Origin of the sequence: Streptomyces yaizuensis, assembly GCF_034961445.1 — a bacterium.
Lineage (GTDB): Bacteria > Actinomycetota > Actinomycetes > Streptomycetales > Streptomycetaceae > Streptomyces > Streptomyces yaizuensis.
Window position 1 is genome coordinate 190,469 of sequence record NZ_BSBI01000004.1, and the last position, 26,078, is coordinate 216,546.

18 protein-coding genes are annotated in these 26,078 nt (G+C 72.9%); 6 read left to right on the top strand and 12 right to left on the bottom strand.

The features are described from left to right. Genes SYYSPA8_RS11865 through SYYSPA8_RS11885 form a run of 5 tightly spaced genes read right to left on the bottom strand, consistent with a single transcriptional unit; the run spans position 1 to position 7,095 of the window. Complete coding sequence (locus tag SYYSPA8_RS11865; protein WP_323447055.1) at positions 1-1,320, bottom strand: lysine N(6)-hydroxylase/L-ornithine N(5)-oxygenase family protein; 1,320 nt, start codon at positions 1,318-1,320, stop codon at positions 1-3. Continuing rightward, positions 1,317-1,937: a GNAT family N-acetyltransferase gene (locus tag SYYSPA8_RS11870; protein WP_323447056.1), complete on the bottom strand. Its 621-nt coding sequence runs from the start codon at positions 1,935-1,937 to the stop codon at positions 1,317-1,319. Before SYYSPA8_RS11870 ends, SYYSPA8_RS11865 begins: the two co-directional genes overlap by 4 nt. Continuing rightward, positions 1,934-3,736 carry an IucA/IucC family protein gene (locus SYYSPA8_RS11875; protein WP_323447057.1) on the bottom strand — a complete coding sequence of 601 codons (1,803 nt, stop codon included), beginning with the start codon at positions 3,734-3,736 and terminating at the stop codon, positions 1,934-1,936. The genes SYYSPA8_RS11870 and SYYSPA8_RS11875 overlap by 4 nt, the downstream gene beginning before the upstream one ends. Then, complete coding sequence (locus tag SYYSPA8_RS11880; protein ID WP_323447058.1) at positions 3,733-5,277, bottom strand: pyridoxal phosphate-dependent decarboxylase family protein; 1,545 nt, start codon at positions 5,275-5,277, stop codon at positions 3,733-3,735. Before SYYSPA8_RS11880 ends, SYYSPA8_RS11875 begins: the two co-directional genes overlap by 4 nt. Before the next feature lie 6 nt (positions 5,278-5,283). Continuing rightward, positions 5,284-7,095, bottom strand: a complete 1,812-nt coding sequence (locus SYYSPA8_RS11885; RefSeq protein WP_323447059.1) for an IucA/IucC family protein — start codon at positions 7,093-7,095, stop codon at positions 5,284-5,286. Positions 7,096-7,306: 211 nt separating this feature from the next. Between SYYSPA8_RS11885 and SYYSPA8_RS11890 the strand changes: the two genes are divergently transcribed. Continuing rightward, positions 7,307-8,833, top strand: a complete 1,527-nt coding sequence (locus SYYSPA8_RS11890; protein WP_323447060.1) for an MFS transporter — start codon at positions 7,307-7,309, stop codon at positions 8,831-8,833. Between the two features lie 88 nt (positions 8,834-8,921). Here SYYSPA8_RS11890 and SYYSPA8_RS11895 read toward each other — a convergent pair whose 3' ends face one another. The 7 genes from SYYSPA8_RS11895 to SYYSPA8_RS11925 all read right to left on the bottom strand — a co-directional run bounded on the left by SYYSPA8_RS11895 (position 8,922) and on the right by SYYSPA8_RS11925 (position 17,092). Further along, entirely contained in the window at positions 8,922-10,982 is a 2,061-nt protein-coding gene (locus tag SYYSPA8_RS11895; RefSeq protein ID WP_323447061.1) for an iron ABC transporter permease, read from the bottom strand. Then, a complete protein-coding gene (locus SYYSPA8_RS11900) occupies positions 10,982-11,977 on the bottom strand; it encodes an ABC transporter substrate-binding protein (RefSeq protein WP_323447062.1) in 996 nt (331 codons plus the stop codon). The genes SYYSPA8_RS11895 and SYYSPA8_RS11900 overlap by 1 nt, the downstream gene beginning before the upstream one ends. Before the next feature lie 146 nt (positions 11,978-12,123). Further along, positions 12,124-12,939 (bottom strand): ABC transporter ATP-binding protein, encoded by an 816-nt coding sequence (locus tag SYYSPA8_RS11905; protein ID WP_323447063.1) that lies wholly within the window; start codon positions 12,937-12,939, stop codon positions 12,124-12,126. A 302-nt stretch (positions 12,940-13,241) separates the two neighbouring features. Continuing rightward, complete coding sequence (locus SYYSPA8_RS11910) at positions 13,242-14,105, bottom strand: hypothetical protein (RefSeq protein ID WP_323447064.1); 864 nt, start codon at positions 14,103-14,105, stop codon at positions 13,242-13,244. 78 nt (positions 14,106-14,183) lie between these two features. Then, the gene (locus SYYSPA8_RS11915; protein ID WP_323447065.1) at positions 14,184-14,843 is read right to left on the bottom strand and encodes an RICIN domain-containing protein; all 660 of its coding nucleotides are present in this window, start codon (positions 14,841-14,843) and stop codon (positions 14,184-14,186) included. A 59-nt stretch (positions 14,844-14,902) separates the two neighbouring features. Then, positions 14,903-15,469 carry an RICIN domain-containing protein gene (locus tag SYYSPA8_RS11920; RefSeq protein WP_323447066.1) on the bottom strand — a complete coding sequence of 189 codons (567 nt, stop codon included), beginning with the start codon at positions 15,467-15,469 and terminating at the stop codon, positions 14,903-14,905. A 51-nt stretch (positions 15,470-15,520) separates the two neighbouring features. Further along, positions 15,521-17,092: an AbfB domain-containing protein gene (locus tag SYYSPA8_RS11925; RefSeq protein WP_323447067.1), complete on the bottom strand. Its 1,572-nt coding sequence runs from the start codon at positions 17,090-17,092 to the stop codon at positions 15,521-15,523. 941 nt (positions 17,093-18,033) lie between these two features. Here SYYSPA8_RS11925 and SYYSPA8_RS11930 point away from each other — a divergent pair. From SYYSPA8_RS11930 to SYYSPA8_RS11950, 5 genes are all read left to right on the top strand, one after another. Further along, positions 18,034-19,629, top strand: a complete 1,596-nt coding sequence (locus SYYSPA8_RS11930; RefSeq protein WP_323447068.1) for an AbfB domain-containing protein — start codon at positions 18,034-18,036, stop codon at positions 19,627-19,629. Positions 19,630-19,751: 122 nt separating this feature from the next. Further along, positions 19,752-20,876, top strand: coding sequence for an ALF repeat-containing protein (locus SYYSPA8_RS11935; RefSeq protein WP_323447069.1), 1,125 nt, complete (start codon positions 19,752-19,754; stop codon positions 20,874-20,876). 287 nt (positions 20,877-21,163) lie between these two features. After that, positions 21,164-25,099, top strand: a complete 3,936-nt coding sequence (locus SYYSPA8_RS11940) for a hypothetical protein (protein WP_323447070.1) — start codon at positions 21,164-21,166, stop codon at positions 25,097-25,099. Positions 25,100-25,124: 25 nt separating this feature from the next. Then, the gene (locus SYYSPA8_RS11945) at positions 25,125-25,415 is read left to right on the top strand and encodes a hypothetical protein (RefSeq protein WP_323447071.1); all 291 of its coding nucleotides are present in this window, start codon (positions 25,125-25,127) and stop codon (positions 25,413-25,415) included. 131 nt (positions 25,416-25,546) lie between these two features. Beyond that, a complete protein-coding gene (locus SYYSPA8_RS11950; protein WP_323447072.1) occupies positions 25,547-26,068 on the top strand; it encodes an AAA family ATPase in 522 nt (173 codons plus the stop codon). Positions 26,069-26,078: the final 10 nt, after the last annotated feature.

A 26,078-nucleotide genomic window follows, 5' to 3' on the forward strand; every position in this document is an offset into this window, starting at 1 on the left:
CTACGCGACCGGCGGCGGCGCCTCGAAGCTGGTGAAGGCGCTCCGCTTGGGCAGCCGGTAGGTCTCCCGCCCGGTGATCGCGTTGAGGATGGTCGCGTTGCGCACCGCGCCGATGTCCAGGTTCGGGGCGGAGACCCCGTGGGAGTGGGTCTCGGCGTTGGCCACGAACACCCGCCCGGTGACCCCGTCGGCGAGTTCGACCGAGTGGTCCAGACGGACGCGGTGCCGGCCCTGCCCGTCCCGCAGGAGCAGCTCGTCGATCGGCTCCAGGAACGCCGGCGGACGGTTGCGGTAACCGGTCGCCGCCACCACGAGATCGGTGGTGTGCTCGAAGAGCTGGCCGGTGTCCCGGTGCCGGCAGGTCAGCACCGTACGCCCCGCCGCGTCCACCGCCGCGGACTCCACGGTGATGCCGAACCGCAGTTCCACATCGGCGAGTCCGTGTTCCAGCTGGCGCCGGTAGAGCAGTTCGTGGACCTCCTCCAGGGTGTCGGTGGAGATGCCCTTGTAGAACTGCCACTGCTCGCGGGTCAGCCGGTTGCGTACCTCCTCCGGCAGGGAGTGGAAGTACTGCATGTACGCCGGAGTGGTCATCTCCAGGACCATTTTGGTGTAGTCCAGCGGCGCGAACGACGAGGTGCGGGTCAGCCAGCTGACCGCGGGCCCGCCCTCCAGGTTGCGGCCGATGAGGTCCACCGCGACCTCGGCCCCGGACTGCCCCGAGCCGACCACCGTGATCTTCCCGGCGGCCTCGATGTCCGCCACGCGGTGCACGTAGTCGCAGGTGTGCAGCAGCGCCGACGCGGGCAGGTCCGCCAGCGCCTTGGGGATGTGCGGCGCGGTGCCGATGCCGAGGACGAGATGACGGGCGGTCATCCGCAGCCGGGTGCCGTCGCCGCGCACGGAGAGCACGGTGAAGGTCTCCTCGGCGGCGTCCCAGCGGACCTCCTCGACCCGGTGGGAGAAGTGCACCGAGGGGAGTCTCGCCGCCGCCCAGCGCAGATAGTCCTCGTACTCCCGGCGGGACGGGAAGAAGTTCTCCCGCACCGTGAAGGTGTAGAGCCGGTCCATGTCGTGCAGGTAGGCGAGGAACGACAGAGGGTGTCCGGGCGCGACCAGGGTGACGAGGTCCGCGAGAAAGTTCACCTGCATGGAGGCGTTGCCGAACATCATCCCGCGGTGCCAGGTCAGCTCGGGCTGCTCCTCCAGCACCACCAGATCGAGATCGTCCACGGTCGAGGCCAGCGCGGCGAGACCCAGATTGAAGGGCCCGCAGCCGATGGCCACCACGTCGTGCCTGCTGCTGAGGGAGTCGGTCATCGGGGCAGATCCTCCTCGTGGCGCGGACGGATGAGCAGCGCGGCGTCCTTCTCGGGGAAGGTGATCCGACCGGCGGCGCGGAACCCGGCCGCGGCGAACGCCTTGAGCGAGGGCGCGTTGGTGACGTCCGGCTCGGCGACCACCCGCGTGCACGCGGGGTCGGCGGCGAGCAGGCCGTCGGCGAGCGCGCGCAGCAGCTCCCGGCCCAGGCCCTTGCCGGTGCTGCTCACCTCGCCGATGGCGATGTGCAGGCCCAGGTCGTGGTCCCGGTACGGATACTTCTCCGCGATCCGGTCCCGCACCACGCGGTAGATCTCGATGTACGCGAACGGGCGGCCGTCGAGATCGACCATGAGCGGCAGGATGGTGTCGCCCGCGAGATGATCCGCGATCTCCTCGACCCAGCGTTCACGCGGCCATGCCTGGTGCCAGAAGGCCTCGATGTGCGACGACTGCATCCAGCCGTGCACCCGTTCCAGGTCGGGGCCCTCGGCCCGGGCCACGCGCGCCGACCAGCGCCCTTCCAGTACGGGCAGTGGCGGCCCGGGGACCTCGGGCGACGGGCCCGCCCCCTGCTGCGGCTGCTGTGCCGGTTCTGTCAGCTGTGCCGACGTCATGCCGTGGCCTCCTGGAGGGGGTTGGGCGCGTCCAGGTAGACGGACTGGGCGTCCAGGGGCGCGAGGACCTCGTCGATGCCGTGCAGGCGGGTGAGCAGGTTGCCCTTGCACGGCAGGGTGCCGGCGTCCAGCCAGCGGCGGGCCAGCCGGTCGCCGCCGGGCCCCGCCTGGGCGAGGGCGGGCAGGGCCGCCCGCAGCCGGTCGGCGAGCACGGCGAGCAGGTCCCGCTCGTCGGCCAGCCCGTCGACGGCGAGGCAGCCGACGACCGACAGGACCTGGTTGCGCAGCAAGTAGTACGACAGCCGGTCGTCCACGATGGCGTCGTCCACGACGGCCAGCGTGGAGGAGTCCTCCCCGAGCCTCGCGAGCAGGCCGGGCAGATGGGAGGCGGCCAGGTAGTAGCCCTGGTTGTCACGGAACGTGCCGCCGGTCACCCGGCCCCGCGCGTCGAGGCGGACCAGGGTGTTCTGCTGATGGGCCTCCAGGCCGATACCGGTGGCGGCGTACAGGTGCAGCATGGGCACCAGCACCTTGTCGGTGTAGTCGGCCGTCCACTGCTCGGCCGCGCCGGCGCCGAGACCGGCCACCAGCTCGCCCAGCGCGCTGCGGCCGAGACCGGGCCTCGGCGCCACCAGGCCCACCAGGGTGCGCAGGTCGGCGATGTCGCGCGGCACCTCGCGCACGGCGACGTCGAGACCGGTCACCTCGGGGCCGCCCGCGCGGCCCGGCTCGTCCACCGCGAGCCAGGCGGGGTCGCGGGTGATGGCGAACCCGGGGTGGGCGTCGAAGGTGGTCCGCGCGTACCCGGCGTCGAGGAGCCGGTTGATCTCCAGACCGCGCAGGAGTTCGGTACGGGTCGACTCGCGCCGCGAGTTGGTCAGGCGCAGCCCCAGCGACAGCTTCAGCATCACGCCCGCGTCCGGCCGGTACACGGTGCGGACGCTGGACGTCGGCCACCACTTCGGGCCCAGCTCGCCCAGGGGCTCCAGCGCGCCCGACGCGACCAGGGCGGCGATCCGGGGGCGGTGCAGCAGGTCCCGGGCCTGCCAGGGGTGGGCGGGGACCAGGATCCGGCCGTCGTCCGTGCGGTGCTCGGCGAGGCCCGCGAGGAGGGCGACGGTGTCCTGGCCGGCCAGGGACGGGGCGCCGGCCACCGCGCCGTGCGAGACGACCGACGGGTCGGCGGCGAACCAGTGCAGCCGGAAGGAGCCGCGCAGCTCGGGCGAGAAGGCGGCGGCCTCGTGGTCGGAGATGCCGTCACGGCTCTTGGGCGCGGGGTGGTTCAGATGACCGAGCAGCAGGGCCTGTTCGGCGTCGAGGAAGCCGTCGACGCCGGGCGGCGGCCCGGGGTTGCCGCGGCGGTCGCCGATGAACGTGGCGACCCGCCGTACGGACTCGGCGGTGCGCTCCACCAGGTCGGCGACCTCACCGGCCGGGACCCCGCCGGGGCGGCTGCCGCCCCCCACGGCCGCTTCGGTGGAGAGCAGCGCGACGGCCGTCACGGGGTCGGCGGCGGCGCCCAGCGGCCCGCCGGGACCCATCAGCCGGACCGGGGCGAACCGGTGCCAGCCGGTGGGCGAGCGGTGGGTGACCTCGGTGACCAGGGTCAGCCCGGCGGTGGGGAGTTCGATCCGCAGCGGCCCGGGCGCGACGGGGGTGCCGGTCTCCAGGAGCCAGCAGCGCAGCAGCGCCTCCAGGTGGGCGTGCTCGGACGCGCCCCGGGGGTCGAGTTCGTGCAGCGGATCGGCCGGGGCCCGGTCCGCTTTCCCGGCGGGGGCCTCGGTGGCGACGGCGCTCATGCGGCGCTCTCCTCGGTCAGTCGTACGCAGGCGCGGCCGGCGTCGAGGACGGTGTCCACGAGGCCGTCGATGTCCTCGGCGGTGGTGGTGGGGTTGAGCAGGGTGAATTTCAGGCAGACCCGCTGGGGGGAGCCGGGCCCGCCGGAGCGGACCTCCGTACGCCCGATGAGCGCGGTCCCCGACTCCAGCAGCCGCCGGCGCAGCGCGCCGTTGAGGCGGTCGGCGTCCGCCGGGTCCCCGCCCCGGTAGCGGAAGACGACCGTGGTCAGCTCCGCCGGGGCGACCAGCTCCAGCTCGGGCTCCTCGCGGATGCGGCGCTCGGCGTGGCGGGCGAGGTCGTGGCAGATGTCGACCATGCGGCCCATCCCGGTCCGGCCGTGCGCCAGGAAGGTGGCGGCGGCCTTCACCGCGTCGGGGCGGCGGGTGGTCTGGAGGCTGCGCCCGAGGAGACCGTCGTAGCCCGCTTCGGAGTCGTCGGTCGGGTTGAGGTAGGCGACCTCGCGGTCGAGCGAGGTGAAGGCGGTCGTGTCGGACACCAGCAGCACACTGGTGGCGGCGGGCTGCCAGCCGATCTTGTGCAGGTCCAGGGTGACCGAGTCGGCCAGCTCCAGGCCGGCGAGCCGGCCGGCCAGCCGCTCGGAGAACAGCGCGCCGAAGCCGTACGCCGCGTCGACGTGCATCCAGATGCCCCGGTCGGCGGCGATCTCGGCGATCTGCGGCAGCGGGTCGATGGAGCCGAAGTCCGTGGTCCCTGCGGTGGCGACCACCGCCAGCGGCGTCTGGTCGGGCGTGAGCGCCGCCAGGGCCGCGGCCAGCGCCTCGGGCCGCATGCGCCGCTGGTCGTCGGTGGTGACGGGGTGGACGGCGGCCTCGCCGAGTCCGAGGGCGGCGCAGGCGCGCTGTACGGAGAAGTGGGCCAGCTCGGAGCAGAACACCACCGGTCCGGGCAGGGCGGCGACCCCGTCCTCGCGGGCGTTGAGCCCCAGCCGGTGGGCGGCGGCGTCCCGGGCGAGCAGCAGGCCGAGCAGGTTGGACAGCGAGCCGCCGGGGGTGAGGACGCCGTCGGCGCGCTCCCCGAGCCCGGCCAGGTGGATCAGTACGCCGATGAGCCAGCGTTCGACGGCGATGGCCGAGGGCCCCGAGTCGTAGGTGTCCAGCGAGGCGTTGGTGGCGCTCGCGAGGGCGTCCGCCGCGACGGCGACCGCCAGCGACGGCGGCTGGAGGTGGGCGGCGGCCCGGGGGTGGGCCAGGTTGATCCCGTGCTCGGTGAGCGTGGTGGCCAGCAGCCGCAGCGCGGCCCTCTCGCCGACTCCCTCGGCGGGCAGCCGGGCCGGGCCCAGGGCGCGGGCGGCGGCGCGGAGCACGTCGGTGGGGGTGCCGACCGGTATCGGCCCGGCGGGCCGGGCGGCCGACCGCACGGCGTCGACGGCGTCGCCGAGTGCGGCCAGGGCCTCGGACAGGCCCTCGGCGCCCCCCGCGAGCAGGGACGGCGGGAAGGACGGGTGGATCGAAGGTGCCTCGGTGAGCGGTGTCACGCCCATGTCTCCTCAGTCCTCGGCCAGCGGGTTGGGATGCGTGCCATTCGGGTACAGCGCGTGGCGCAGTGCCCGGTCGCCGTAGCGGGTGACCACGATCCGGTCGCGGTTCAGGCCGTAGCGGGGGATCTCCGGGGTGAGCAGGTCGTACTCGGCGAACCGCTCGGACAGCTCGGGGAAGCGCGCCTGGAAGTCGAGGATGGTCCTGCGGACCATTCGCCAGAACGTTTCTTCAGGGACGCCCAGCTGGTCGGCGCAGAGCGGCGCGAGGTAGCGGAAGTGGCCGACGAAGACCTGGTCCACCACGTGCTGCCGGATGATCGAGGGGTGCTTGCGCGGCAGGACGTGGTCGTGTCCGTCCGGCTCGGGGCCGCGCTCGGGCACATCGGTGAAGGACACGCACACGTCGTCGACGAAGTCCTTCAGATACAGGCGGGTCGGCACGTCGTTCTCGTCGTAGCCGATCAGCGTGTTCTGTCCGTGCGGGTTGAAGGTGACGCCGTACCGGTACAGCACGTGCATCAGCGGGACGAGCAGCGTGTCGAAGAGCCGCCGCAGCCACTCCTCGGCGTCGAGGCCGGAGGAGCGGACGAGTTCGGCGACGAACGCGTCACCGGTGTGGTCCGTGTGGAGCAGCGAGGCGAAGGTACGGACCCGCTCGTTCGGGTCCTTGCGCGCGGTGACCGAGTCGCGCCAGATGCAGCCCAGGGTCTCCAGGTGCTGGTAGGGCGCGTCCTCCAGTTTGGAGAGGTAGGGGTGGCGGACGGTGACGGAGGCGACCTCGCCGAGGAAGACGGTCCGGCACTGCTCGGTCAGGAAGGTGTCGCGCTCCACCAGGCCGCGCAGCCACTGGGTGACGACGGGCGCCCCCACGGTGCAGTGCGGCGGGATGCCCCGCCAGACCAGGGTGTTGAGGATCTTCAGCGGGAGTTTGACGTCGTACCGCTGCGGGGTGCCGACATTGGCCATCGTCCGGATGGACTGGCCGGGCAGATACGCGTCCGGGCTGTCGCCCAGCGGGATGATCCGGCGCTGCGCGATGTCGGCGGCGTGCAGGACCTGGACGGCGTGGTCCCACTGCCAGGGGTGGACGGGCATCCACACATAGCCCTGCGGGTCGACTCCGGCGGCCTCCAGCACGGCGGTGAAGCGGGTGCGGGTCGCCTCGTCCAGTTCGCGGGCGAGGATCTCGTGCTCGGACAGCTCCGACGTGCCCCGGAACTCGGCGAGTCCGCGGTGCACGGCGACCCACTGGAGCCGGAGCGACTGGCCCGACTCGGGGGCGTACTTCTGGACGTCGGTGGCCGAGAAGCCGATGCGGCCCTTGTTGGCGACGAGGAGGTTGTGCCCCGTCATCCGGCATTCGAGTTCCGTGTGGCCGAGGGTGCGCAGCTGGGCGACGGTCTCCCCGCCGTGGGTGATGCGGGCGGCATCGACGGCGAGCGTGGCGGACAGCTCGGTGAAGTAGGTGGCGATCGTGGAGGCGTCGCTGCCCAGGGTGGAGGCCGCCTCCAGGAGGAACTGCTGCGCGTCCCAGGCGGGTTCCGCCACCGCGTTGCCGAGCATGCTGGTGGCGGTGCGGGTGATCGACCGGTGGTCGACCCGCAGCCAGCCGAACGCTCCCGGGGTGGCGCTGAACGCGTAGGTCGTGCCGCTGTCGAGATCGACGCGGTAGCCGCCGTCTCCGGTCTCCGACGCTTTGAGCATGTCCTCGAAGCACCACTCGCCGATCGCTTTGGCGAGGAGCCGGCGATTGGCCTCCCGCCAGGCCGCGGGGGCCACTTCGGGCAGCGCGGGAACGGGATGGTCGGGGGGGATGGGCATCAAACAGCTCCGTTGTTCCGGTGGTTCGGATCGGCCTGGGCGGACGGACCCGGGCCGCAGTTAGGTTAGGCACACCTCACTCAGCCAACAAGATCGACTTTCGGCCACGTTGTCCGTGACACGCCATCAACTCGTGTCAGCGAAGTTAGGCTTACCAAACTTTGACCTCCCTTTGACCTCCATGATTTCTCCCGATTCGAGGTGATCAGCGGTGCCTTCCCGCCCTCGCACTCCCCGATGGACCTTCGCCTTGGTCAGCGCCGGTGGCGTGATGATGACCCTGGACGTGACCATCGTGAACGTCGCGCTTTCGGACATCTCCCGGGACCTGGACGCCGGACTCGGCCGGGTGCAGTGGACCGTGTCGGCCTACTCGCTCGCGTTCGGCGCCCTGCTGCTCAGCGCGGGCGCGCTCTCCGACCGCGTCGGGCGGCGCCGGGTCTTCACGGCCGGGATGGCGCTCTTCACCCTCGCCTCCGCCGGCTGCGGACTGGCCCCCGACGCCGGGACGCTCATCGCCGCGCGGGCCGCCCAGGGCCTGGGCGGAGCCATGGTGTTCGCGCCGACGCTCGCACTCCTGGCGGCCGCCTACGAGGGCGCCCGCCGCCAGGCCGCCATCGCGGGGTTCGCGGCCATCGCCTCCGCCGCCGGCGCCCTGGGACCCCTGGTCGGCGGCGTGTTCGTGCAGACCCTCGGCTGGCGGTGGATCTTCCTGATCAACGTGCCGATCGGCCTGCTGGTCGTCGCCGGCGCCCTGGCCCGGATGCCCGAGTCCGCCGCGCCGCGCGACACCCGCCGCCGGATCGACCCCCTCGGCGCCCTGCTCGCCGTCGGCACCCTGCTGGCCCTGCACTATCCGCTGGTCACCGGCCCCGAAGCCGGCTGGACCGCACCGGACGTCCTCGCGTCCGCCGCCCTCGCGGTGATTCTCGCCGTGGGCCTCGTGGCCGGTCAGCGCCGTGGCGGCGGGCTCATCGACATGACGCTGCTGCGCGTGCGCGCCTTCTCCGGAGCGGCCGTCCTGGGCTTCCTCGCGCGCATGTCCAGCCTGGGCGTCCTCGCGTTCACCACGCTCTGGCTCCAGAGCACCCACGGGTACTCGGCCCTCGAAGTCGGCCTCCACCTGCTGCCGCTCACCGGAAGCCTGCTGGTGGCGGGCCTGTTCGTCGCCCGGCTGCAACGCGTCTTCGCCCCCGACCGGCTGGTGGCCGGCGGCTTCGCCCTCCAGGGGCTCGGGCTGCTCGCCCTGGCCGCGGCGGCGGGGGACACCGTGGGACCGGCGGTCGTGGCGCAGGCGGTGACGGCCACCGGGTTCGTCCTGCTCGGTGTCGGAGGGGCCGTCATCTTCCCGCCCCTGATGGGGGTGGCGGTGAGCGCGGTCCCCGCCGACCGGGCCGGAATGGCCTCCGGGCTGACCAACGCCTCCTACCCGCTGGGCACCGCGACCGGTGTGGCCGTCTTCGGAGCCCTGTTCTCCCAGCGGCTGGAGGGGGCCGCTCCCGAGGTCGACCCGTCCGCGTGGTCCGCCGTCGAGACCGGGCACTTCGACCTGGTCGAACCCGCGCTCCAGCCGCTCGCCCGGTCCGCCTTCTCCGGCGCCTTCGCCGCCGTCTGTCTGGCGTCCGCGCTCGTGTGCCTCGTCGGGGTGTTCGTCGCCCGCACCCTCAGGCCCGGGGCGGAGCCCTTCGACGGCCCGGCCGTGAAGAGCCCCGCGGCCACGGTGGGCCAGAGGTCCTGACCCGCGGATCGCGGCCCGCCGGCCGTTCGGGGGTTAGGGTCACCGAACCCCCGAACGGCCGGCGGACGACCTGTGGAGCGGCGGCCGGTCAGACGTCCTGCGTCCGGCGCAGCAGCCACACCAGGTACGGCGCCCCGATCAGCGCGGTCACGATGCCGACCGGGATCTCCGTCGGGGCGAGCAGCCAGCGTCCGAGCGCGTCCGCCGCCACGACCAGGACGGCTCCCAGGACGGCGGCCATGGGCACCATCCGCGCCGTGCCGTTGCCGACGATGCGCCGGGCGAGGTGCGGTGCGACCAGTCCGACGAAGCCCACCGCGCCGACGGCCGCGGCGGTGCCGGCCGCGAGCACGGCACCCGCGCCCAGCACCAGCAGCCGGGCCTTCCCCAGGTCCAGGCCGAGCGCGCGGGGCAGCTCGTCACCGAGGGGCAGCAGGTTCACCGGCCTCGCCACGACCACGAGCGCCACCGCGACCAGCGCCGGCAGGGCGAGCCAGCCGAGCGCGGTGTAGTCCCGGGCGTAGGTGCTGCCCGCGAGCCAGCTCAGCGCGGCCGAGATGTTCATCTGCGCGCTGACCACCATGATGTTGACCAGGGCCATGGAGGTCGCGGCGGCCCCGATGCCGACGAGGACCACCCGCGTCGGGTCGAGTCCTGAACGCCCGCCCGCCCGGCTCCCCCGGGCGACGAAGACCACGAGGGCGAGCATCAGCACGCCCCCGATCGCGGCGGCGGCCGGGAGGGCCACGGCCGGGGCGGAGGGGACGACGACGATCACGGCGACCGCGCCGAGGGACGCCCCGCCGGTCACCCCGACGAGCCCCGGTTCGGCCAGCGGATTGCGCACGACGGCCTGGACCGCCGCACCGGCCACGGCCAGGCAGGCCCCGGCCAGCGCGGCGACCAGGACACGCGGCAGCCGGTAGTCGACCACGGCCTCGGTGGCCTCCTCGGCGGAGCCGAACAGGGCCGCCCCGAGCTGGCTCCAGGTGATGTCGACGTCACCGATCCGCAGCGACACCGCGATCGCGACGGCCAGCGCGACCAGTCCACCGCCGAGCGCCACCGCGTACGCGGGGGTCCGCCGCTGCCCCGACACGGTGACCGCCGCGCCGGTGTCGGCGTCACCGGTGCTCACCCGGCGCGCGAGCAGCATGAAGACCGGGCCGCCGATGAGGGCGGTGACCACGCCGACGGGGATCTCCGAGGTGTAGACGGCGGACGGCGGTACGGCCAGCTGGGCGGCCGCGTCCGCCGCGAGCAGCACTGTCGCGGCGAGCACCGCCGCCATCGGCAGGAGCAGCGCATGCCTGCGGACGCCCAGCTGCCGCACGATGACGGGCGCGATCAGGCCGATGAACCCGATCGGACCGGCCAGCGACACCGCCGAGGCGGAGAGCAGCACCGCGAGGAGGAAGGCGGCGGGACGGATGCGTTCCACCCGTACGCCCATCGCCTCGGCGGTCTCGTCGCCGAGGGCCAGCAGATCGAGCGGGCGGGCCAGCAGCGGTGCCACCAGCGCGCCCACGAGGACGACCGCGCCGAGCGTCAGCGGCCGTTCCAGATCCGCCTGGAGCAGGGTTCCGTTGCCCCAGAAGAACAGCCCCCGGGTCTTCTCCACATCGAGCATCTGGAGGAACTCGGCCCCCGCGGTCCCCGCCAGGGCGACGGTCGCCCCGGCGAGCAGCACCCGGCCGGGGGTGAGGACACCGCTGCGGCTGAGGAGATAGACCACGGAGACGGCGAGGAGACCGCCGACGAAGGCCGCGCCGCCGGTGGGCAGCGGACCCAGGCTCACCCCGGTGTACGCCACGAGCACCACGGCGAAGTAGGCCCCGGCGTTGACCCCGAGCGTGTCGGGGGCGGCCAGGGGGTTGCGGGTGGCTCCCTGGACGAGGACGCCGGAGACCCCGAGGGCGACCCCGACCACCAGCCCGGTCACGGTCCGGGGCAGCCGGCTGCCCACCAGGATGTCCCAGGTACGGGGGGAGCCCCGGCCCAGGACCAGGTCCACGATGTCGCCGGTGCCCACCCCGGAGGCGCCGATGCTGAGATGGACGACGGCGACGGAACACAGTACGAGAAGCAGGGCGCCGCCCACGAGCGGGGCTGGTGGGCGGCGGCCGAGCAGACGGGCGGGGACGGTCATCAGACCTTCAGGGCCTTGCCGGTCTCGTCGAGGACGTGCAGCGCGGAGAGCGGGCCGCCGAAGAGCCAGGTGCCGGGGTCGAGCGGGAGGACCCGGTCCTCCTTCACGAACTTCAGGCCCTTCCACACGGCGTTGTCCGCGAAGGCGCCCGTGAACGGGTTGTCCTTCAGGGCGGCGACATAGAGGAAGGTGGAGTCGGCGTTCACCTTGGTCAGGCCCTCGACGCCGACCGTGGTCATGCCCCACGCGTCGCCCTTGCCCGTCCAGCCGTTCTTCAGACCGGCGAGATTCAGCACCTGGGGCGTGATGGCGTCATCGGTGAGCACCCGCGCGGACGAGGTGCCGTTGGCGGTGAAGCCCTGGGCGACGGTGTACGTCAGGCCGCCCTTGCCCGCCTTCTCCAGCCGCGCCTTCAGATCGGCGGCCTTGGCGTCGATCTGCCCGTTGACCTCGGTGGCCTTGTCCTCCTTGCCGACCGCCTTCGCCAGCTCGGTGAAGTTCTTCTTCATCGTCTCCAGCTGCGGCTGGGTGGTGTACGTGAACGCCACCACCGGCGCGATGTCCTGGAGCGCCTTCAGGTTCGCCTTCGATCGCTCGTTGTCGATGACGATGAGATCCGGCTTCAGTGACCGGATCTTCTCCAGGCTCGGCTCGTTGCGCCCGCCGACGTCGGTGACGCTGTCCGGGAGGGCCGCGCCCTTCGCGGTGATCCAGGTGCCGTAGCCCTCGTTGTCGGCGTTGCCCACCGGCGGGACCCCGAGGGCCACCAGCTCCTCGGCGTACGTCCACTCCAGCGACACCACCTTCGTGGCGGGCTTGCTCAGGCTGACCTGGCCCTGCGCGGTGCTGACGGTGATCTTGCCGGCGCCCTTGTCCCCGGAGGACTTGTCGCCGCCGCCCGAGTCACCGGCCGTGCCGCCGCCGCAGCCGGCGACGGTGAGGGCGAGTGCGGCGGCGGTGCCGCCCGTGACGAGGGCGCGCAGAATCCTCTGCATGGTGGAACTCTCCTTGTGTACGGGTGTACGGGAAACGCTGGTGAAACCGCTGTGAGGCGGTGATGACGAAGAAGCCCGACGGGATCGGGGCCCGGGACCCGGGCTCGGGACTCCGGCCCCAGGACTCGGGGCTCAGGACTCGGGGCTCAGGTCTTGGTGACGGGCCGGTCGTGGCTCTCCGACCGCTGCGGGAAACAGGCGAGATACCCGGTCCCCGGATCCCGGACGACGTTGACCCGCAGACCGAAGGCACGATCGATGACATCCGGGGTCAGCACCTCCTCCGGTGCCCCGGACGCGGTGATCCCGCCGTCCGCGACGACGACGACCTCGTCGGCGTAGGCCGCCGCCTGCATCAGGTCGTGCAGGACCACGCCACAGGCGATGCCGTGCTCGCGGGCCAGCCGCCGCACGACGTCGAGCACCTCGAACTGGTGCCGCATGTCGAGATAGGTGGTGGGCTCGTCCAGCAGCAGCACCCCCGCGCGCTGCGCCAGCACCATCGCCAGCCAGGCACGCTGGCGCTCGCCGCCGGACAACTCGTCCAGCCTGCGGTCCGAGAGGGGTTCCGCGTCGGTGACGCCGAGCGCCCACTCGATCGACTCGGTGTCCTCCCCGGTGTGCCGGGCGAGAGCGCCACGATGCGCGTACCGGCCATGACGTACCAGCTCACGAACCGTCACCCCGGCCGGGGCGTGGGACGTCTGCGGCAGGAACGCCAGCCGCTGCGAGAGCGTACGGCGGGCCAGCTTCTGGACCGGCTCGCCATCGATGCGCACCTCGCCCGCGATCGGCGGCAGCAACCCGGCCACCGTGCGCAACAGGGTCGATTTGCCACAGCCGTTGGGCCCGACCAGCACGGTGATCGCGCCGGACCGCAGCTCCAGATCGACCTGCCGAAGAACCGGGCGACCCGCGTGCCCGACGTCAAGACCATTCGCCACCAGGCGGACGTCGTTCATGGACACCGCATGCCTCCCCACACCGAACTGACCTGATAAGCCTACAACTTAGGGAAGGTACACCTAACCTTTCGGCCAACTTCCTTCGCCTTGTGATCAGCTTGAGACCCAGCGCACTACCGCGCGCCCCCCGCGTACAACTCGCTTGCCCTGCGGGGGAATCCTCCTGTTCCCGGGCAAAAGGGGGACATTGATCGGTCGGTGATGTGCGCTGGGGGACCGGAGGGTCGCAGAGTCGCGAGGGCCGAGGAGGGCAGGGAATCAGGGGACGAGGGCAGGTGGGCGAGAGGCGGGCGGGCGGCCTACAGGAACGAGCGCATCACCTGGTACGGAACCATCATCAGACCCAGGCCCAGCAGTGGTACGCACAGGAGCACACCCAGCGTGCGCAACACCCAGCTGCCGAGGGAGTACCTGCCCACGGCCCGGGACAGGTTGCGGGGGTCGTAGACGACCGGGACCTGTCCGTCGACGACCAGCGAGGCGTCGTCCACCTCGACCGTGCGGGCGGCGCCCGACGCGTCGGTGAAGCGGCAGGTCAACTTACCGCTGCTGCTCTTCCCTGGCTGTGCCAGGACGGAGACTCCCCGCAGGCGCAGCAGCGCGCGGAGGTAGAGCGCGTGCAGACCGGCGCCGAGGCCGAACCCGCCGAAGAGCAGGGGTTTCACCCCGAGCACATAGATCAGGAGCCGGAACCACTCCCCGGTGGCGATCAGATGCACCAACCCGGCGAGATAGGCGAGGACGGGCAGAGCGAGAACGCCGACCAGAAGAATGATCACGAGGTCCCACTCCGACGGGCGCGACCACGCGCCGCGCCGCTTCGGGGCGGCGTCGGCCAGGATCTCGACCAGGTCGGAGCCGTTCACCGGCGGCTCGTCCGCAGTGCGGGCGGGAAGCCGGGTGTTGACGGCGTCGGCGAACGCGGTGGCGGAGGCGTCGTTGGGTGCGCCGACCCGGTAGGTGACGGGGTCGGCGCCGTGCGGGGCGGTCAGCACAACGGTGACGGCGGACCGCCCCGAGGCGGCCGCGCGGACGGTGGCGACCGCCCGCAGCGGTATGCGTCTTCGGACACCGTCCAGTTCGAGCAGGAGCCCGGTGGATTCCAGCCGGACGGATCCCTTACGGCTGCGCAGGGACACCGACGGCAGTGAGGTTCTGGCCATCCCGGGAGCGTAGGCAGGGGCCGGATCGCGGGGGAAGGCCCCCACGCCGGTGATACGGGCGGGATGAGCGGTGCCCGGTCAGGCCACCGGCGTGATCCGCCAGAGCTGCGCCGCCGACGTGGTGCACTTCGCCTGCCGTGCGGAGACGCCGTTGCCCGTCCCGGCGCCCTCGATGTCCAGACAGAGGCCCTCGGCATGGTCGGGGCGCAGCTGGAAGAGGTTCCCGGGCTGGTCCACGAGGGTCGCCCGCCAGCGCATCTGAGGGCCGCCGGAGCACGGGGACTGCTGGACGACGGCGGGCGACGCGGTGCTGTTCTTCGCCACCTCCAGGCACTTTCCGGTGCTGGTCGCCAGCCGCAGCTGGAAGGTGCCGGCAGCGATGGGGACCATGCGCCACCGCTGGGCGGCGGAGCCGACGCACTCCGACTGCCAGGGCTTGACGCCGTTGTCCGCCCGGCCCCGGTCGAGGTCCAGGCACTTGCCGCTGTGCTGCACCTTCAGTTCGACGATCGTGGCCGTGGCAGCGGCGCTCTCCGCCTGGACGCCCTCGCGCGCCATCATCGCCGCCTTCCTCGCCGCCGCGGCGGCCTCGGCGGCGGAGCCGGGCGGGTGCGGCGACGCGGGGTGGCCGGCGGGGGGAACGGGTCCAGGGAGCAGCGCCTGCGCGGTGGTCGCCGTGCCCACGAGCAGGGCGAGACCGGCGCCGACGGCCAGGGCCGCCCGGATGGTCCGTGACATGGTGAGTCCGTTTCTGTACAGGGGGAGGAGTGAGGGTGGTGCGGCGGGCCCGTGGCGGGTCAGGCCGCGGGCAGGATCTGCCACCGGCTGGCCGAGCTGCCCTTGCACAGGCCGATGTACGTGTCCGTGTTCTCCTCGACCGCGGCCCCGCTGACGGTGAGGCAGTACTCGGAGGCCACGTCCGGGCGCACCTCGTACAGGTTCGTGGCGACATCGGCCAGGTTCACGCTCCAGCGCTGCTCCGGCACACCGCCGCACCAGATCTGGAGGGCCTTCCACTGGTGGCCGGAGCCGGTGGTGAGGCATCTGCCGCTGTGCCGGGGGCGGAGCTCGAAGGTGCCCGGTCCGGTGGGGACCATCCGGAAGAGCTGGTGGTCCGTCTCGGGGGCGCAGGCCGACTGCACCGCGGCGGTCCGGTCCTTGAAGCTGCCCTTCGCGACGGTGAGGCACTTGCCGCTGTGCTTCACCTGGAGCTGGACGTACGACGGGTCGGCCGCGGCCGACGTGGCGGCCGGGTCGGCGGCGGCCGGGGCCGGGGACTGGTTGGCGCCGGCGGTGGCCGTGCCGCCGATCAGCGCGACGACACCGACGGTCGCGACCAGGGCGGTGCGGGCGGTCCGGAACATCAGGGGGGTCCGTTCTCTTGCGGGGTGGGCTCGGCCGGTGGGCGGGCGGGGTCAGGGCGCGAGCGGTGTGGAGACCTTCCAGGTGGAAGGCGTCTTGTTGGCGTTGTTGTCGTAGTGCTGGGCCGCGAAGAGGTCGCCCGACATGTGCCGGAGCCAGCGCTCCTCCTTGCCGTACCCCCACTGGAAGGAGGTCCCGGAGCCGATCAGGGCCTTGCGGGCGCACCAGGTGGCCGTCTCCCGGAACTTCGCGCTGCGGTCGTCCGCCGCCACCCGTACCCGCAGGGTGTCCGCGTCGGCCTGGAGGTAGTGGCCGGGCTTGCGCACGGACTCGAAGGAGTAGCAGCCGGCCCGGCCGGCGAGCGAGGGCAGCACGGTCCAGGTGGCGTCCTCGCGGTCGGCCTGCCTGTTCCTGGCGTCGACGGGGGCGAGGAAGCCCTCGCCGCCGTCGGCCAGGGACTGACGGGCGTACCAGCCGGGCAGCTTGGCGTCGGCGGCCTGGAACGACTGGCGCTTGAGCCGGTACTGCGTGTCCTCCTTGAGGAAATCGGCCACGGCCTCGTCGGTGCCCGCCAGCGCCTTCTTGGCGGCGGCCACCAGATGGGGGTGGACCCCGCCGTTCTCGGCGGCGGCCTGGATCTGGAGCGCCAGCCTGCGGTTGGCCTCGGCGATCTTCTTGCGGCGGTTCTCGTCGTCGCGCTTGTACGCGGCGTCCGCACCGGTGTGGATGAACTCCTTCCACACCGCCGGGTCGGGGCTGAGCACCGCGCGCTGGGCCGCGGCGTACAGCTCGGAGCCCTGGAGGTCGGCGGGGGCGACGCGCAGCAGCTCCCGGATGAAGTTGTCGTCGGCGAGGGCGAGCGCGGCCTCGGTGGGGACGGTGCGGAACAGTGCGGCGGCGCTGTTGCGGGCCGCCAGCTCCTTGAGGCGTTCGGCCTCCTTGCGGTCCCGCTCCGCCAGCTCCTCCAGTTCCCTGGCCACGTCCCGCTGATGGGCCTCGCGGGCGCCGTTGACGATGAAATCGCGCCAGGCGGCCGCGTCACCGGTCAGTGCCGTGGCCGCCGCGGCCCGGACCTCCGGGCCGGACGCCGCGTGGCGTGCGATCGCGCGGACGAAGTTGTCGTCGCTGAGCGCCAGCAGCTCCGGGGTGCTCGGGATGCCGATGGCGAGCAGCGCCTGCGACTTGGCCTGCCGGGCCGCGCGGTCGGCCTCGTCCCTGTCCCGTTCCCGCTGCTTGTCCAGCTCGTAGGCCTGGTGGATGCCGGTGGTGATGAAGTGCACGTGGTCGTCGGCGACGGTACTGGCCATGGCGTCCTCGGCGGCCGTGCGCACGGAGTCGAGCCGTTCGCCCGCGTCCCGGGCCTTCTGCCACAGCGCGTGGATGAAGTCGTCGTCGCTGAGCAGGAGCACATCGGGGGTGGGGTCGAGGCGGACCACGGCCGCGGCGTCGACCCGCTGGACGTCGGTGGTCCCGATCGTGCCCGCGAGTGCCACCGCGTTCGACGGCTCGGCGACGGCCGTGACGGGTACGGCGACACCGAGGGCGGCGAGCGCGGTGGTGGCCACGATGCCGTGGGTGAGGGCCCTGCGTACGTGGGCGGAGGGGAGAACCCGTCTCTTGTGCATGCTGATGTCCGTAGTCCTTGTGCTGTCGCCGCTCTTGGGCGACTCGATGGGTGTGCCGAAACGGGCGCGGCGGGGTGCGCCGACCGTCCCGGGGGAACGCGTAGGGCGTCGCCCGCGCCGCCGGTCCCCGTACGGACGGCCCGGACGGCCGTGTGTGCGGGGCCGCGCGGGGCGACGGAAGGAAGGCGCGCCGGCAGGCGAGGGATTCGCCGATGCCGGTGCCGATGGTGGCGGTGGTGGTGCCGGTGCCGATGGTGGCGGTGGTGGCAGGAGCCGACAGGGTTTCGACGTCACCTGTCGGCCGTACGGGAAGCGTCCTTTCCCCGTGCCGGCCGGTGCTCTAGCGGATGAATGCCGCCGTGGCCGCGGTGCTGATGTTCCCTGGCTCGCCGAACACCGCGAGACCGGCCTGCGCCGTCGCGGTGGCCCTGCACACAGTGGTGCGGTGCACAGTCATTCCCCCGGTTGTGAACGAACTCCTCCGAGCACGCGGAAGACGGAAGGAGTGTGGCCCTCCGCTGGTCCCTTCCGCATGCATCCCGGCCAGGCCGGTACCGGAACCGTAACCGCCGCTTACTGAATTCCGCAATGACCGTTTCCGGGATCCCGCAGGGTCCGATGGCCCCGTGGGCCGCTGTCTTCCCGTTGATCCGGTGTCCAGCACGCGGTGATCTGTCAGCACATCAGAAAGATCATTGCGGTGTTCGCTATGCGGACGTTAGGGTCCTGCTGACCAGCCGGACCGCCGTCGTGTTCCGGCCAATGAACCTCCCTCCTGACGTTGGGTCAGGGCGCACTCCGCGACGACCACGCGGCGCGCACCCGCCCGACGTCCGTTCGGCGTGCCCGCTGTCCGCCCGCGCGGCGGATCAGCCGCCGCACACCACCCCGCTCACGCAGAGCCGCCGGCAGCCCGGCGGCAGAGGAGTCCTCGCACACCCATGAACGCTCAGCACAACGCCTCCGCCCGCAGACGGCGGACCGCCATGCGCGGCCTCGTCGCCGCCACCGTTCTCGCGGCCGTCACCGGCACCGCCGTACCGGCCGCGGCCGCCGACACCGCGCCCGGAGCGCCGGACGCGGTCGCCAGTGCCGTGGGCATCGGGACGACCGACATCCAGCGCGTCGAGGCCGCCGCCGTCGTCCGCCTCGACCCGACCCCCGATGTCCTGCTCCTCAGCGACCACGACTTCATCCACGCCATCTGGCAGAAGGCCGACGCGGCGGGCGAGCGGATGGACGCGGTGCGCACCGCCGCCGAGAGCGCGATGGCCGGCACCTCCGCCGAGGAGCACGTGGCCTTCATCGTGACCGGCATCCACGAGGCGTACCGGCTGGACCAGCAGCGGGAACGGGACAAGGCGGAGGCCGAGCGGGCGGCCCGGCAGGCCAGGTCGCAGGTCCTGCTGACCATCGGCATCCCGAGCACTCCGGAGCTGCTGGCCCTCGCCGACGACAACTTCGTCCGGGCCGTCGCGGGACACGCCGAGTCGGGCCCCGAGGTGCGGACGGCGGCGCTCCAGGCGCTGGCCGGCGACGCGGCCGCCTGGCGGGAGTTCATCGTCAACGGTGCCCGCGAGGCCCACCAGCGGGACGTGGCCAGGGAACTGGAGGAGCTGGCGGAGCGGGACCGCAAGGAGGCCGAGCGGCTCAAGGAGCTGGCCGCGCGCAAGAGCACGGCGGCCCTGTTCGGCCTCACCGCCTCCGAAGCCATGCTCGCTCTCGCCGACGACAACTTCCTCCGGGAACTGCTCCGTCAGGCCACCCCCGACCAGCGGACCACCGAGCTGTACATCGAGGCGCAGCGCGCCGTCCTCAGCCCGGACCCGGCGGTGTGGAAGGCGTACATCCACACCGGCGCGGACGCCGCGTACAAGCGCGATGCCGAGAACCGCCGCAAGAAGCTGGCCGACGCGAACCGCAGGCTGGCGCTCCAGATCCAGGCCGCCGCCGAGAAGACCGGGGTCAACCCCCACCTGGTGGCCGCCGCGAAGAAGGCCCTGGCGGGGAGCGACGACGACGTCACCCAGTTCCTGAAGGCGGACACGCAGTACCGGCTCAAGCGCCAGTCGCTGGCCCCGTGGGGCAGCCCCGGCTATGTGAGCCTGTCCGGCGGGAAGGTCGTCCTCGGCGAAACGGTCAAGTCGACCAGCGCGAAGGCCGAGCGGGAGGACGCCACCTGGGTCGTCCTGCCCGCGCTCGCGAGCCAGGCCGGCTGCTACTCCTTCGAGTCCGTCCGCAAGCCGGGCCACTACCTCAGGAGCGGCAAGGCCGAGAAGGACGGGCTCCGGGTGGAACTCGCCGCCGACGACCGGAGCACGGCATTCCGGAAGAGTGCTTCATGGTGCGCCCGCGATCACGCCATGCTCTTCGGGGGGAGCGGCTTCACCCAGCCCGCCGGAAAGGGCGTGAACTGGCTGACGCGTTCGGAAGGGGCGCTCTACGCCGGCGGCGGCCTGAAGCTTCCCGATGCGGCGCCGGGTGCGATACCCACCCTTGCGGCCTCATGGAAGTTCTCCGCACCGCTGGCGCCCTGACCCGGTGCCGGGGCCCGAACCCCGGTGCCCCGACGGCGGCCGCACGGCAGGACGACACAGCGGTACTCGGCAGACGAACGACGGCGTACCACCCGTTGTGACAAAGGGGGAGAGCGACAGTGATGGCAGGTTTCACCACGCGCGGCGCGAGAGGCCGCAGATGGATCGCGTCCGGGCTGGTGGCCGGCGTGCTGGCCGGTGGCGGGGTGCTCGTGGGGGTCTCGCCCGTACAGGCGCACAGCGCGGTGGCCGTGGCCGTGGCCCCCGTACCGGCCGATCCATCGGCCCTGATGGTGGCGGCCGCGGCGAACGCCGCACGCGACCGGGTGACGCGGCTGGCGAAATCCGGCCTGCCCGCCGAAATTCGTACGTCCGCGTGGAACGCGCTGCGCAGCACGCGCGGCGACGCGGCGATCGCGGAGTGGCTGGCCCCCGGCGGCGGCTACGACGGGGCGAAGCAGCGCCTGCGGGACACGCGTACGCGCAACCGGGCCTTCTGCGAGCGGGTGGTGAGCACCCACCCGGCCGCGTTCTCGCCGGAGGTGCGCTCCGCCGCGCAGAAGGCGCTGAAGGGTACGGACGCCGACCGGGCCGCCTTCGTACGGACCGGTTACGCCGAGGCCCAGCAGCGCGACCGCCTCAAGCGGGAGGCCGACGCGGCGCAGCGGCTGGAGATCGCCGAGCGGGACCGTGCCTTCGTACGGGCGCTCGCGGACGGCGATCCGGGCGAGCAGGTCCGCGTGGCGGCGCAGTGGGCGCTGCGGGCCGGTGCCACGGACGCGGACATCGCCGAGTTCTTCGGCTACGGCTGGGCGACGGGCGCCGCGCTGGACGTGGAGGCGTACCGGCTGCGGGTGGCGGACGCCGAGGTGCGGCGCCACCACCAGCTGTCGCTGCTGGTCGCGCGGGCCGTGGCCGCCGAGGCGGCGCTGACGTCCGCCGCCGACACCGCGAAGGCGCGCGCCGAGGCCGAACTGGCCTGGCGCACGGTCGCCGATCACGCGGACGAGGCGCACCGGGCGTGGCTGGCCGAGCAGGAGGCGACCAGGGTGCAGGCGGAGAACTGGCAGAACATCGCCCGGCTCTCGCAGGAGAGCGCGGACGGCGTCTGGAAGCAGATCACCCTGCCGGCGGAGGCCCGTCAGCACGACTGGGCCGGGGAGCAGGCGGAGGCCGGAGCGGCGGCCGCCTTCTGGCAGGACATGGCGGACCGGGCGCGGGACAGCGAGAGCCGCGTCAGGGGCTGACATGGCGGGCTGACGTCACGGGCCCGGCGGCGACATGTTCCGCCGGGCCTGTACCAGCCGTAGCCCCCGACACCACCCGCAACAACTTCGGAAGCCAGGACTCCGACCGGTTCCCCCTGTCCGCGTACCCGCGGGCAGGGGCTCTTGTCCTGCTCCGATTCCTTGATTCCTCGATTCCTCGATTCCTCTGTCCGACCGATCATTTGAGGGGGATTCCCGTGAAGGGAAGATTCCGGCCGAGGGCCGGAAACATACGTGGCCGTGCGCCCGGCAGGATGGGCAGGGCGGTGGCCACGGCCCTGGCCCTCGCCGTCCTCGGCGTGACCGCCGGGGAGGCGGGCGCCGCCACCGCGCAGCGGCCGGCGGGTGAGGCGCTCGCGTCCGCCCGGGCCCTGGCCGCGCCGACCGCGCCGACGGCGGCCGTGCCGCCCCCGGCGCGTTCCGCTTTCGACACTTTGAGCGCGGACTTCGACCGGCAGCTCGTCCAGGACTACGCGGAGTTCGACGAGGAGGAGGAAGTCCGCGAGGCCGCCAGGAAGGCGCTGGAGAGCACCGATCCGAACGCGATCCGGGACTTCCTGGAACGCGGCGAGGCCGAGGCGCGCCAGCGCGCCAAGGACAAGAAGGACGCCGCCGACGTCGCCAACCGCCTCCGGATCGAGGCGCTGCGCGGCACGGGCGGCCCGTACTTCAACGCCGAGGTCGAGCGGGTCCTGAAGGGTACGGCCCGGGACCGCGAGGACTTCCTGGCGTTCGGTGCCGACATCGCCAGGCAGCGGGACCAGGCCACCGAGCAGAACGAGCGGGAGCGCGCGGCCGAGAACCGCAAGCGCGTCGAGATGCTCGCCACCGTCGGCGGCCCCGAGGTGAAGCGGACCGCGCAGGCCGCCCTCGCCACCGGTGACGACAAGGCGATCACCGAGTTCCTGGAGAAGGGCTACCTCGTCGCCGCGCGGAAGGACGCGGACGACCGCGCCGCGCACGAGCAGGCGCTGAAGGAGGCGCTGGAGGCGACCGAGAGGCTGCGCAAGCTGGCCGAGAACGCCGCGCGCGCCGCAGAGGCCCGTACCAAACTGATCGCCGCGCACGGCACGGCGGTGAAGGCGCTCAAGACCGCGTCGAACGCTATGAGCGCGGCGGCGTCGCAGTCCCGCGAGGCGGACCGGATGCTCGCCGCCGACCGGGCCGGAAAGCGTCTGTCCGACTACGGTCCGGTCAAGACCGAGATCGGCCGGCAGGTCGGCATCGCCGAGGGCGCGGCCGTCCAGGCACAGGTGGCGGCGGCGCAGGCCAAGGTCCAGGCCGATGTGCTGGTCGAGACGGGGCTGACCCACGGCGTCCAGTGGTCGGAGGTCGCGACGGGCATCGCGGCCAGTGCGGAAGCGGCGGCCACGGCGGCGGCGACCGCGCGGCACGCGGTGGACGCGACGGCCGCCAACGCGGCCGGCCTGAACTCCAAGAACCAGGCCGAGCTGCACGCGCGCCAGGCCGTGAAGTGGCGGGAGAACGCCGAGCAGCACGCGAAGGCGGCTGCCAAGCTCGCGGACGCGGCGGCCAGGCAGGCACGGATCGCCGCCGACGCGGCGGCCAAGTCCCGCCAGGCGCGGATCGACGCCGAGCAGGCCGAGAAGCAGGCGTGGAGCCACGCGAAGAAGACCCGCGACGCGCGGATCGAGGCGCAGCGCCAGGCCAAGGTCGCGGCCGAGCAGCGGGTGATCGCCGAGCGCGAGCGCGACCTGGCGGCAGCCGCCCGGGTCCGCGCCGAGCAGGAGCGGGACCGGGCCGCGCAGGCCCGTGCCGTCGCCGAGGCCGAGGCGCGGACCGCGTCCGCCCGGCGGGCCGATGCCCAGGCCGCCGCGGCCGTCGCTGCGGAGCGCCGGGCCACCGCGCAGACCCAGGAGGGCATCGCCTCCCGGGCCGACGAGCTGGCACGCGGCGAGGAGGGCAAGGCCCGCACGGCCCGTGACAGGGCGGTGGCGGCCGAGCGCGCCCACAACGCGGAGGAGGCCCGCGCCCGGGCGACCGAGGCACTGGCCGCCAAGGCCAAGGGCACCGAGTACGCCGAGACCGCGCGCGATGCGGCCACCGAGGCGCGGTCCGCCGCGAACGGGGCCGGGGCCGCGGCCGGTACCGCCCGTGGCGCGGCGAACGACGCGTCCGCGGCGGCGATGCGTTCGCGTTCGGCGGCCATCGAGGCCGCCGGTGCGGCCGCGCGGGCACGTGCGGCGGCCAGCGAGGCCACCGCGCACGCCGCGCGCGCCAACGCCGCCGCGAACAAGGCCGAAGGAGCCGCCTTCGCGGCGGACGCGGCCGCGAACAGGGCCGAGTCCGAGGCCGCCGCCACCCGCGCGGCGGCCCAGCGGGCAGGCGCCAAGGCCGCCGAGGCCACCGCGCAGGAGGCCCGGGCCGGCATCGCCGCCCACGAGGCCTCCCGGCTCGCCGGGCTGGCCGCGATGGAGGCCAACCACGCCCTCCAGGCCGCCAACCGCACCCGCGAGGAGGCCGAGGGCGCCACCCGCGAGGCGGCGATGGCCCGCCTGCACGCCACCACGGCGGTCCAGGCCGCCACATCGGCCCGTACCACCGCCGCCGGCATCGCCGACCCGGCGAACACCGCGATCCGTCTCACCGAGCCGTTCACCGGCACCGATGTGAACGCGGACTTCGCCACCGAGGTCGCCAAGGCGGCCCTGGCGCTGGGACAGGCCGAGGTCACCAAGGCCGAGACCAGGGCGGCCGACGCCGTCAAGGCCGCCGAGGCCGCCGAGGCGGCGGCCACCAAGGCCAACGCCCAGGTCGCACCCGCGTTCAAGGCGGCGGCAGCGGCGGCACGCTCCTCCGCCGACGCCGCGCGCTCCGCCGTGGCCGCGATGAAGTCCGCCGCCCAGGCCGCCGACGACGGCGCCAAGGCCCGGGCCGCGGCCGCCCGCGCCAACGAGGCCGACGCCCAGGCGCAGGCCGACGCGAAGCTCGCCCGCCAGTCCGCGGGCGAGGCCTTCGCGGACGCGGCGGCCGCCCGCAACGCCGCCACCCAGGCCGAGGCCGAGGCCGAACGCGCCCGGGGCGCGGCCACCGAGGCGGAGAACCACGCGGTGGCCGCCCAGAGCGCCGCCACCCACGCCGAACAGGAGGCGAGCGCCGCCCAGGGCGCCGCCGCCCAGGCGGAGAAGGACGCCGCCGACGCCGACCGGCTCGCCACCTCCGCCGAGGAGCACGCCAAGTCGGCCGAGACGGCGGCCAAGAACGCCGGCACCTACGCCAAGGAGGCCGACGACGCCGCCAAGCGGGCCGAGGAGTACCAGCGCGAGCTGGAGCGCCAGCGGCGCGAGGCGGCCGCGAGGGCCGGGAAGCAGAGTTCAGGCGGTGATCCGTCGGAGGCCGAGCGGAGAGCGCTCGAAGCCGCCGGCATCAGCCTGGCCGAGTACGAGGCGGCCAAGGCGCTCGCGCAGAAGGACCTGCTCGACTACCTGATGGAGAACGGCGCCGAGCTGCTGGTCGAACTCGCCGCCGAGAAGCTCATGGAGTGCTGGGACGACCCCGACATCCCGACCTGTCTGTGGGCGGTTGTCGAAGCCCTGCCCTGGAGCAAGGCCGCCAAGCTGCTGAGCAAGCTGCCGAAGATCAGTAAGACGATCTGGGGCATCAACGACTTCCTCGACAAGTCGACCGAGGCGAGGGAGCTGGTCGACAAGGCCGAGAAGGCCATCGACGGGGTCAAGGGCGTCGTCTGCCCCACCCCTCCCCGTCCGAAGACCGCGTCGAGGGCCTCCCTGGCGGTGCCGTTCGCGGCAGGGGCGGGCTTCGCCCCGGTGGCGCGGGCGGCGAGCTTCAACGGCTGGGACGGCTGGGACGGCTGCGAGTTCACCCCCACCGGCCAGAATCTGCCCAAGAAGGGCGCTGCCGAGGTCGCCCTCGACACGCTTGCGCTGAAGGGGCTGCGGAACTTCCACTTCGCGGGTGGCGTGGGTGTCGATGACACGAAGGGCCTCTTCAAGTCCGAATTCACACTGTCGGACATGCGAGATATCTTCTCCCAGGCGATCACGGACCCGGGTGAGTGGAAGCCGGCCAGCGGCGGACCCACCTACTTCGAGAAGAAGGTCCGTATCAACAAGATCGTCGGAGTGTCCTCCAAGACGACCGGGGCGGGGGAAACCAAGTGGGTCACCATCGTGGTCAGTGAGTACGGCGACCTCATCACCATGTACCCGACTCTGCCGTAGGCGGAGCGAGGAGAGGAGGGCCGGAATGGGCCTGGGAATTCGGAAACTCAACCGTGGGCGTGAGGTCGTCGAGACACTCTGCGACGACGCGGAGGACTCGTTCCGCGCGATGTGCCGGCGAGCGCCCGAGCACAGTCTGCGCTACGGCATCACGCCGTACGACCACACCATGTTCAACACTCCGCAGCTGGTGCGGCTCGTGGCCGAGCTGGAAGAGCTGCCCGACGAGGAGAAGACCCCCGTGGTGAGGCAGGTCATCGACCAGGCCCACCAGGCCATTCGTCTCTCGGGCTATCTCTACTTCATCGGAGACTGACCCAGGCGTTCCAGCGAAGGGGTCCGGCATTCCCTGCCGGACCCCTTCCGTATGCCCCGGAACCGGCCCCGTATGGCGAGATATGAGTGATCCGCTGCCGGACCCGCCTGCGGTCTCGTAGCCTGGAAAACATGATCATCTGGTTGAACGGCACCTTCGGCGCGGGCAAGACCACCACCTCGAAGGAGCTGACCGCCCTCGTCCCGGACTCCAGAGTCTTCGACGCCGAGCAGGTCGGCTACATGCTCTGGCATGTACTCGGCGTGCCGAAGAATTTTCAGGACTTCCCGCCCTGGCGGGGACTGGTCGTGGAAACCGCGCGCCAGGTGCTCGACCATGTGGGCGGCACCCTGGTGGTCCCGCAGACCGTCCTGACCGAGCAGTACTGGCGGGAGATCCACGACGGGCTGACCGAAGCCGGCATCCCCGTCCACCACGTCGTGCTGCACACCGACCGGGACACCCTCGTCCGGCGCATCGAGACCGACACCGTCCCCGAGAGCGTCAAAGCCCGGCAGTGGCGCCTCGACCACCTGACCGCGTACGAGCAGGCCCTGCCCTGGCTCCGGAGGGAGGCCCGGGTCATCGACACCACCGACATCGCTCCCGCACGCGTCGCGGAGACCATCGTCGCCGGAGTCCGCGCGGGTTGACCCGCACCGG

Excerpts from the sequence above, each read along its gene's own strand:
- SYYSPA8_RS11865 (WP_323447055.1), bottom strand. The coding sequence starts at position 1,320 with ATGACCGACTCCCTCAGCAGCAGGCACGACGTGGTGGCCATCGGCTGC.
- SYYSPA8_RS11870 (WP_323447056.1), bottom strand. The coding sequence starts at position 1,937 with ATGACGTCGGCACAGCTGACAGAACCGGCACAGCAGCCGCAGCAGGGG.
- SYYSPA8_RS11875 (WP_323447057.1), bottom strand. The coding sequence starts at position 3,736 with ATGAGCGCCGTCGCCACCGAGGCCCCCGCCGGGAAAGCGGACCGGGCC.
- SYYSPA8_RS11880 (WP_323447058.1), bottom strand. The coding sequence starts at position 5,277 with ATGGGCGTGACACCGCTCACCGAGGCACCTTCGATCCACCCGTCCTTC.
- SYYSPA8_RS11885 (WP_323447059.1), bottom strand. The coding sequence starts at position 7,095 with ATGCCCATCCCCCCCGACCATCCCGTTCCCGCGCTGCCCGAAGTGGCC.
- SYYSPA8_RS11895 (WP_323447061.1), bottom strand. The coding sequence starts at position 10,982 with ATGACCGTCCCCGCCCGTCTGCTCGGCCGCCGCCCACCAGCCCCGCTC.
- SYYSPA8_RS11900 (WP_323447062.1), bottom strand. The coding sequence starts at position 11,977 with ATGCAGAGGATTCTGCGCGCCCTCGTCACGGGCGGCACCGCCGCCGCA.
- SYYSPA8_RS11905 (WP_323447063.1), bottom strand. The coding sequence starts at position 12,939 with ATGAACGACGTCCGCCTGGTGGCGAATGGTCTTGACGTCGGGCACGCG.
- SYYSPA8_RS11910 (WP_323447064.1), bottom strand. The coding sequence starts at position 14,105 with ATGGCCAGAACCTCACTGCCGTCGGTGTCCCTGCGCAGCCGTAAGGGA.
- SYYSPA8_RS11915 (WP_323447065.1), bottom strand. The coding sequence starts at position 14,843 with ATGTCACGGACCATCCGGGCGGCCCTGGCCGTCGGCGCCGGTCTCGCC.
- SYYSPA8_RS11920 (WP_323447066.1), bottom strand. The coding sequence starts at position 15,469 with ATGTTCCGGACCGCCCGCACCGCCCTGGTCGCGACCGTCGGTGTCGTC.
- SYYSPA8_RS11925 (WP_323447067.1), bottom strand. The coding sequence starts at position 17,092 with ATGCACAAGAGACGGGTTCTCCCCTCCGCCCACGTACGCAGGGCCCTC.
- SYYSPA8_RS11930 (WP_323447068.1), top strand. The coding sequence starts at position 18,034 with ATGAACGCTCAGCACAACGCCTCCGCCCGCAGACGGCGGACCGCCATG.
- SYYSPA8_RS11935 (WP_323447069.1), top strand. The coding sequence starts at position 19,752 with ATGGCAGGTTTCACCACGCGCGGCGCGAGAGGCCGCAGATGGATCGCG.
- SYYSPA8_RS11945 (WP_323447071.1), top strand. The coding sequence starts at position 25,125 with ATGGGCCTGGGAATTCGGAAACTCAACCGTGGGCGTGAGGTCGTCGAG.
- SYYSPA8_RS11950 (WP_323447072.1), top strand. The coding sequence starts at position 25,547 with ATGATCATCTGGTTGAACGGCACCTTCGGCGCGGGCAAGACCACCACC.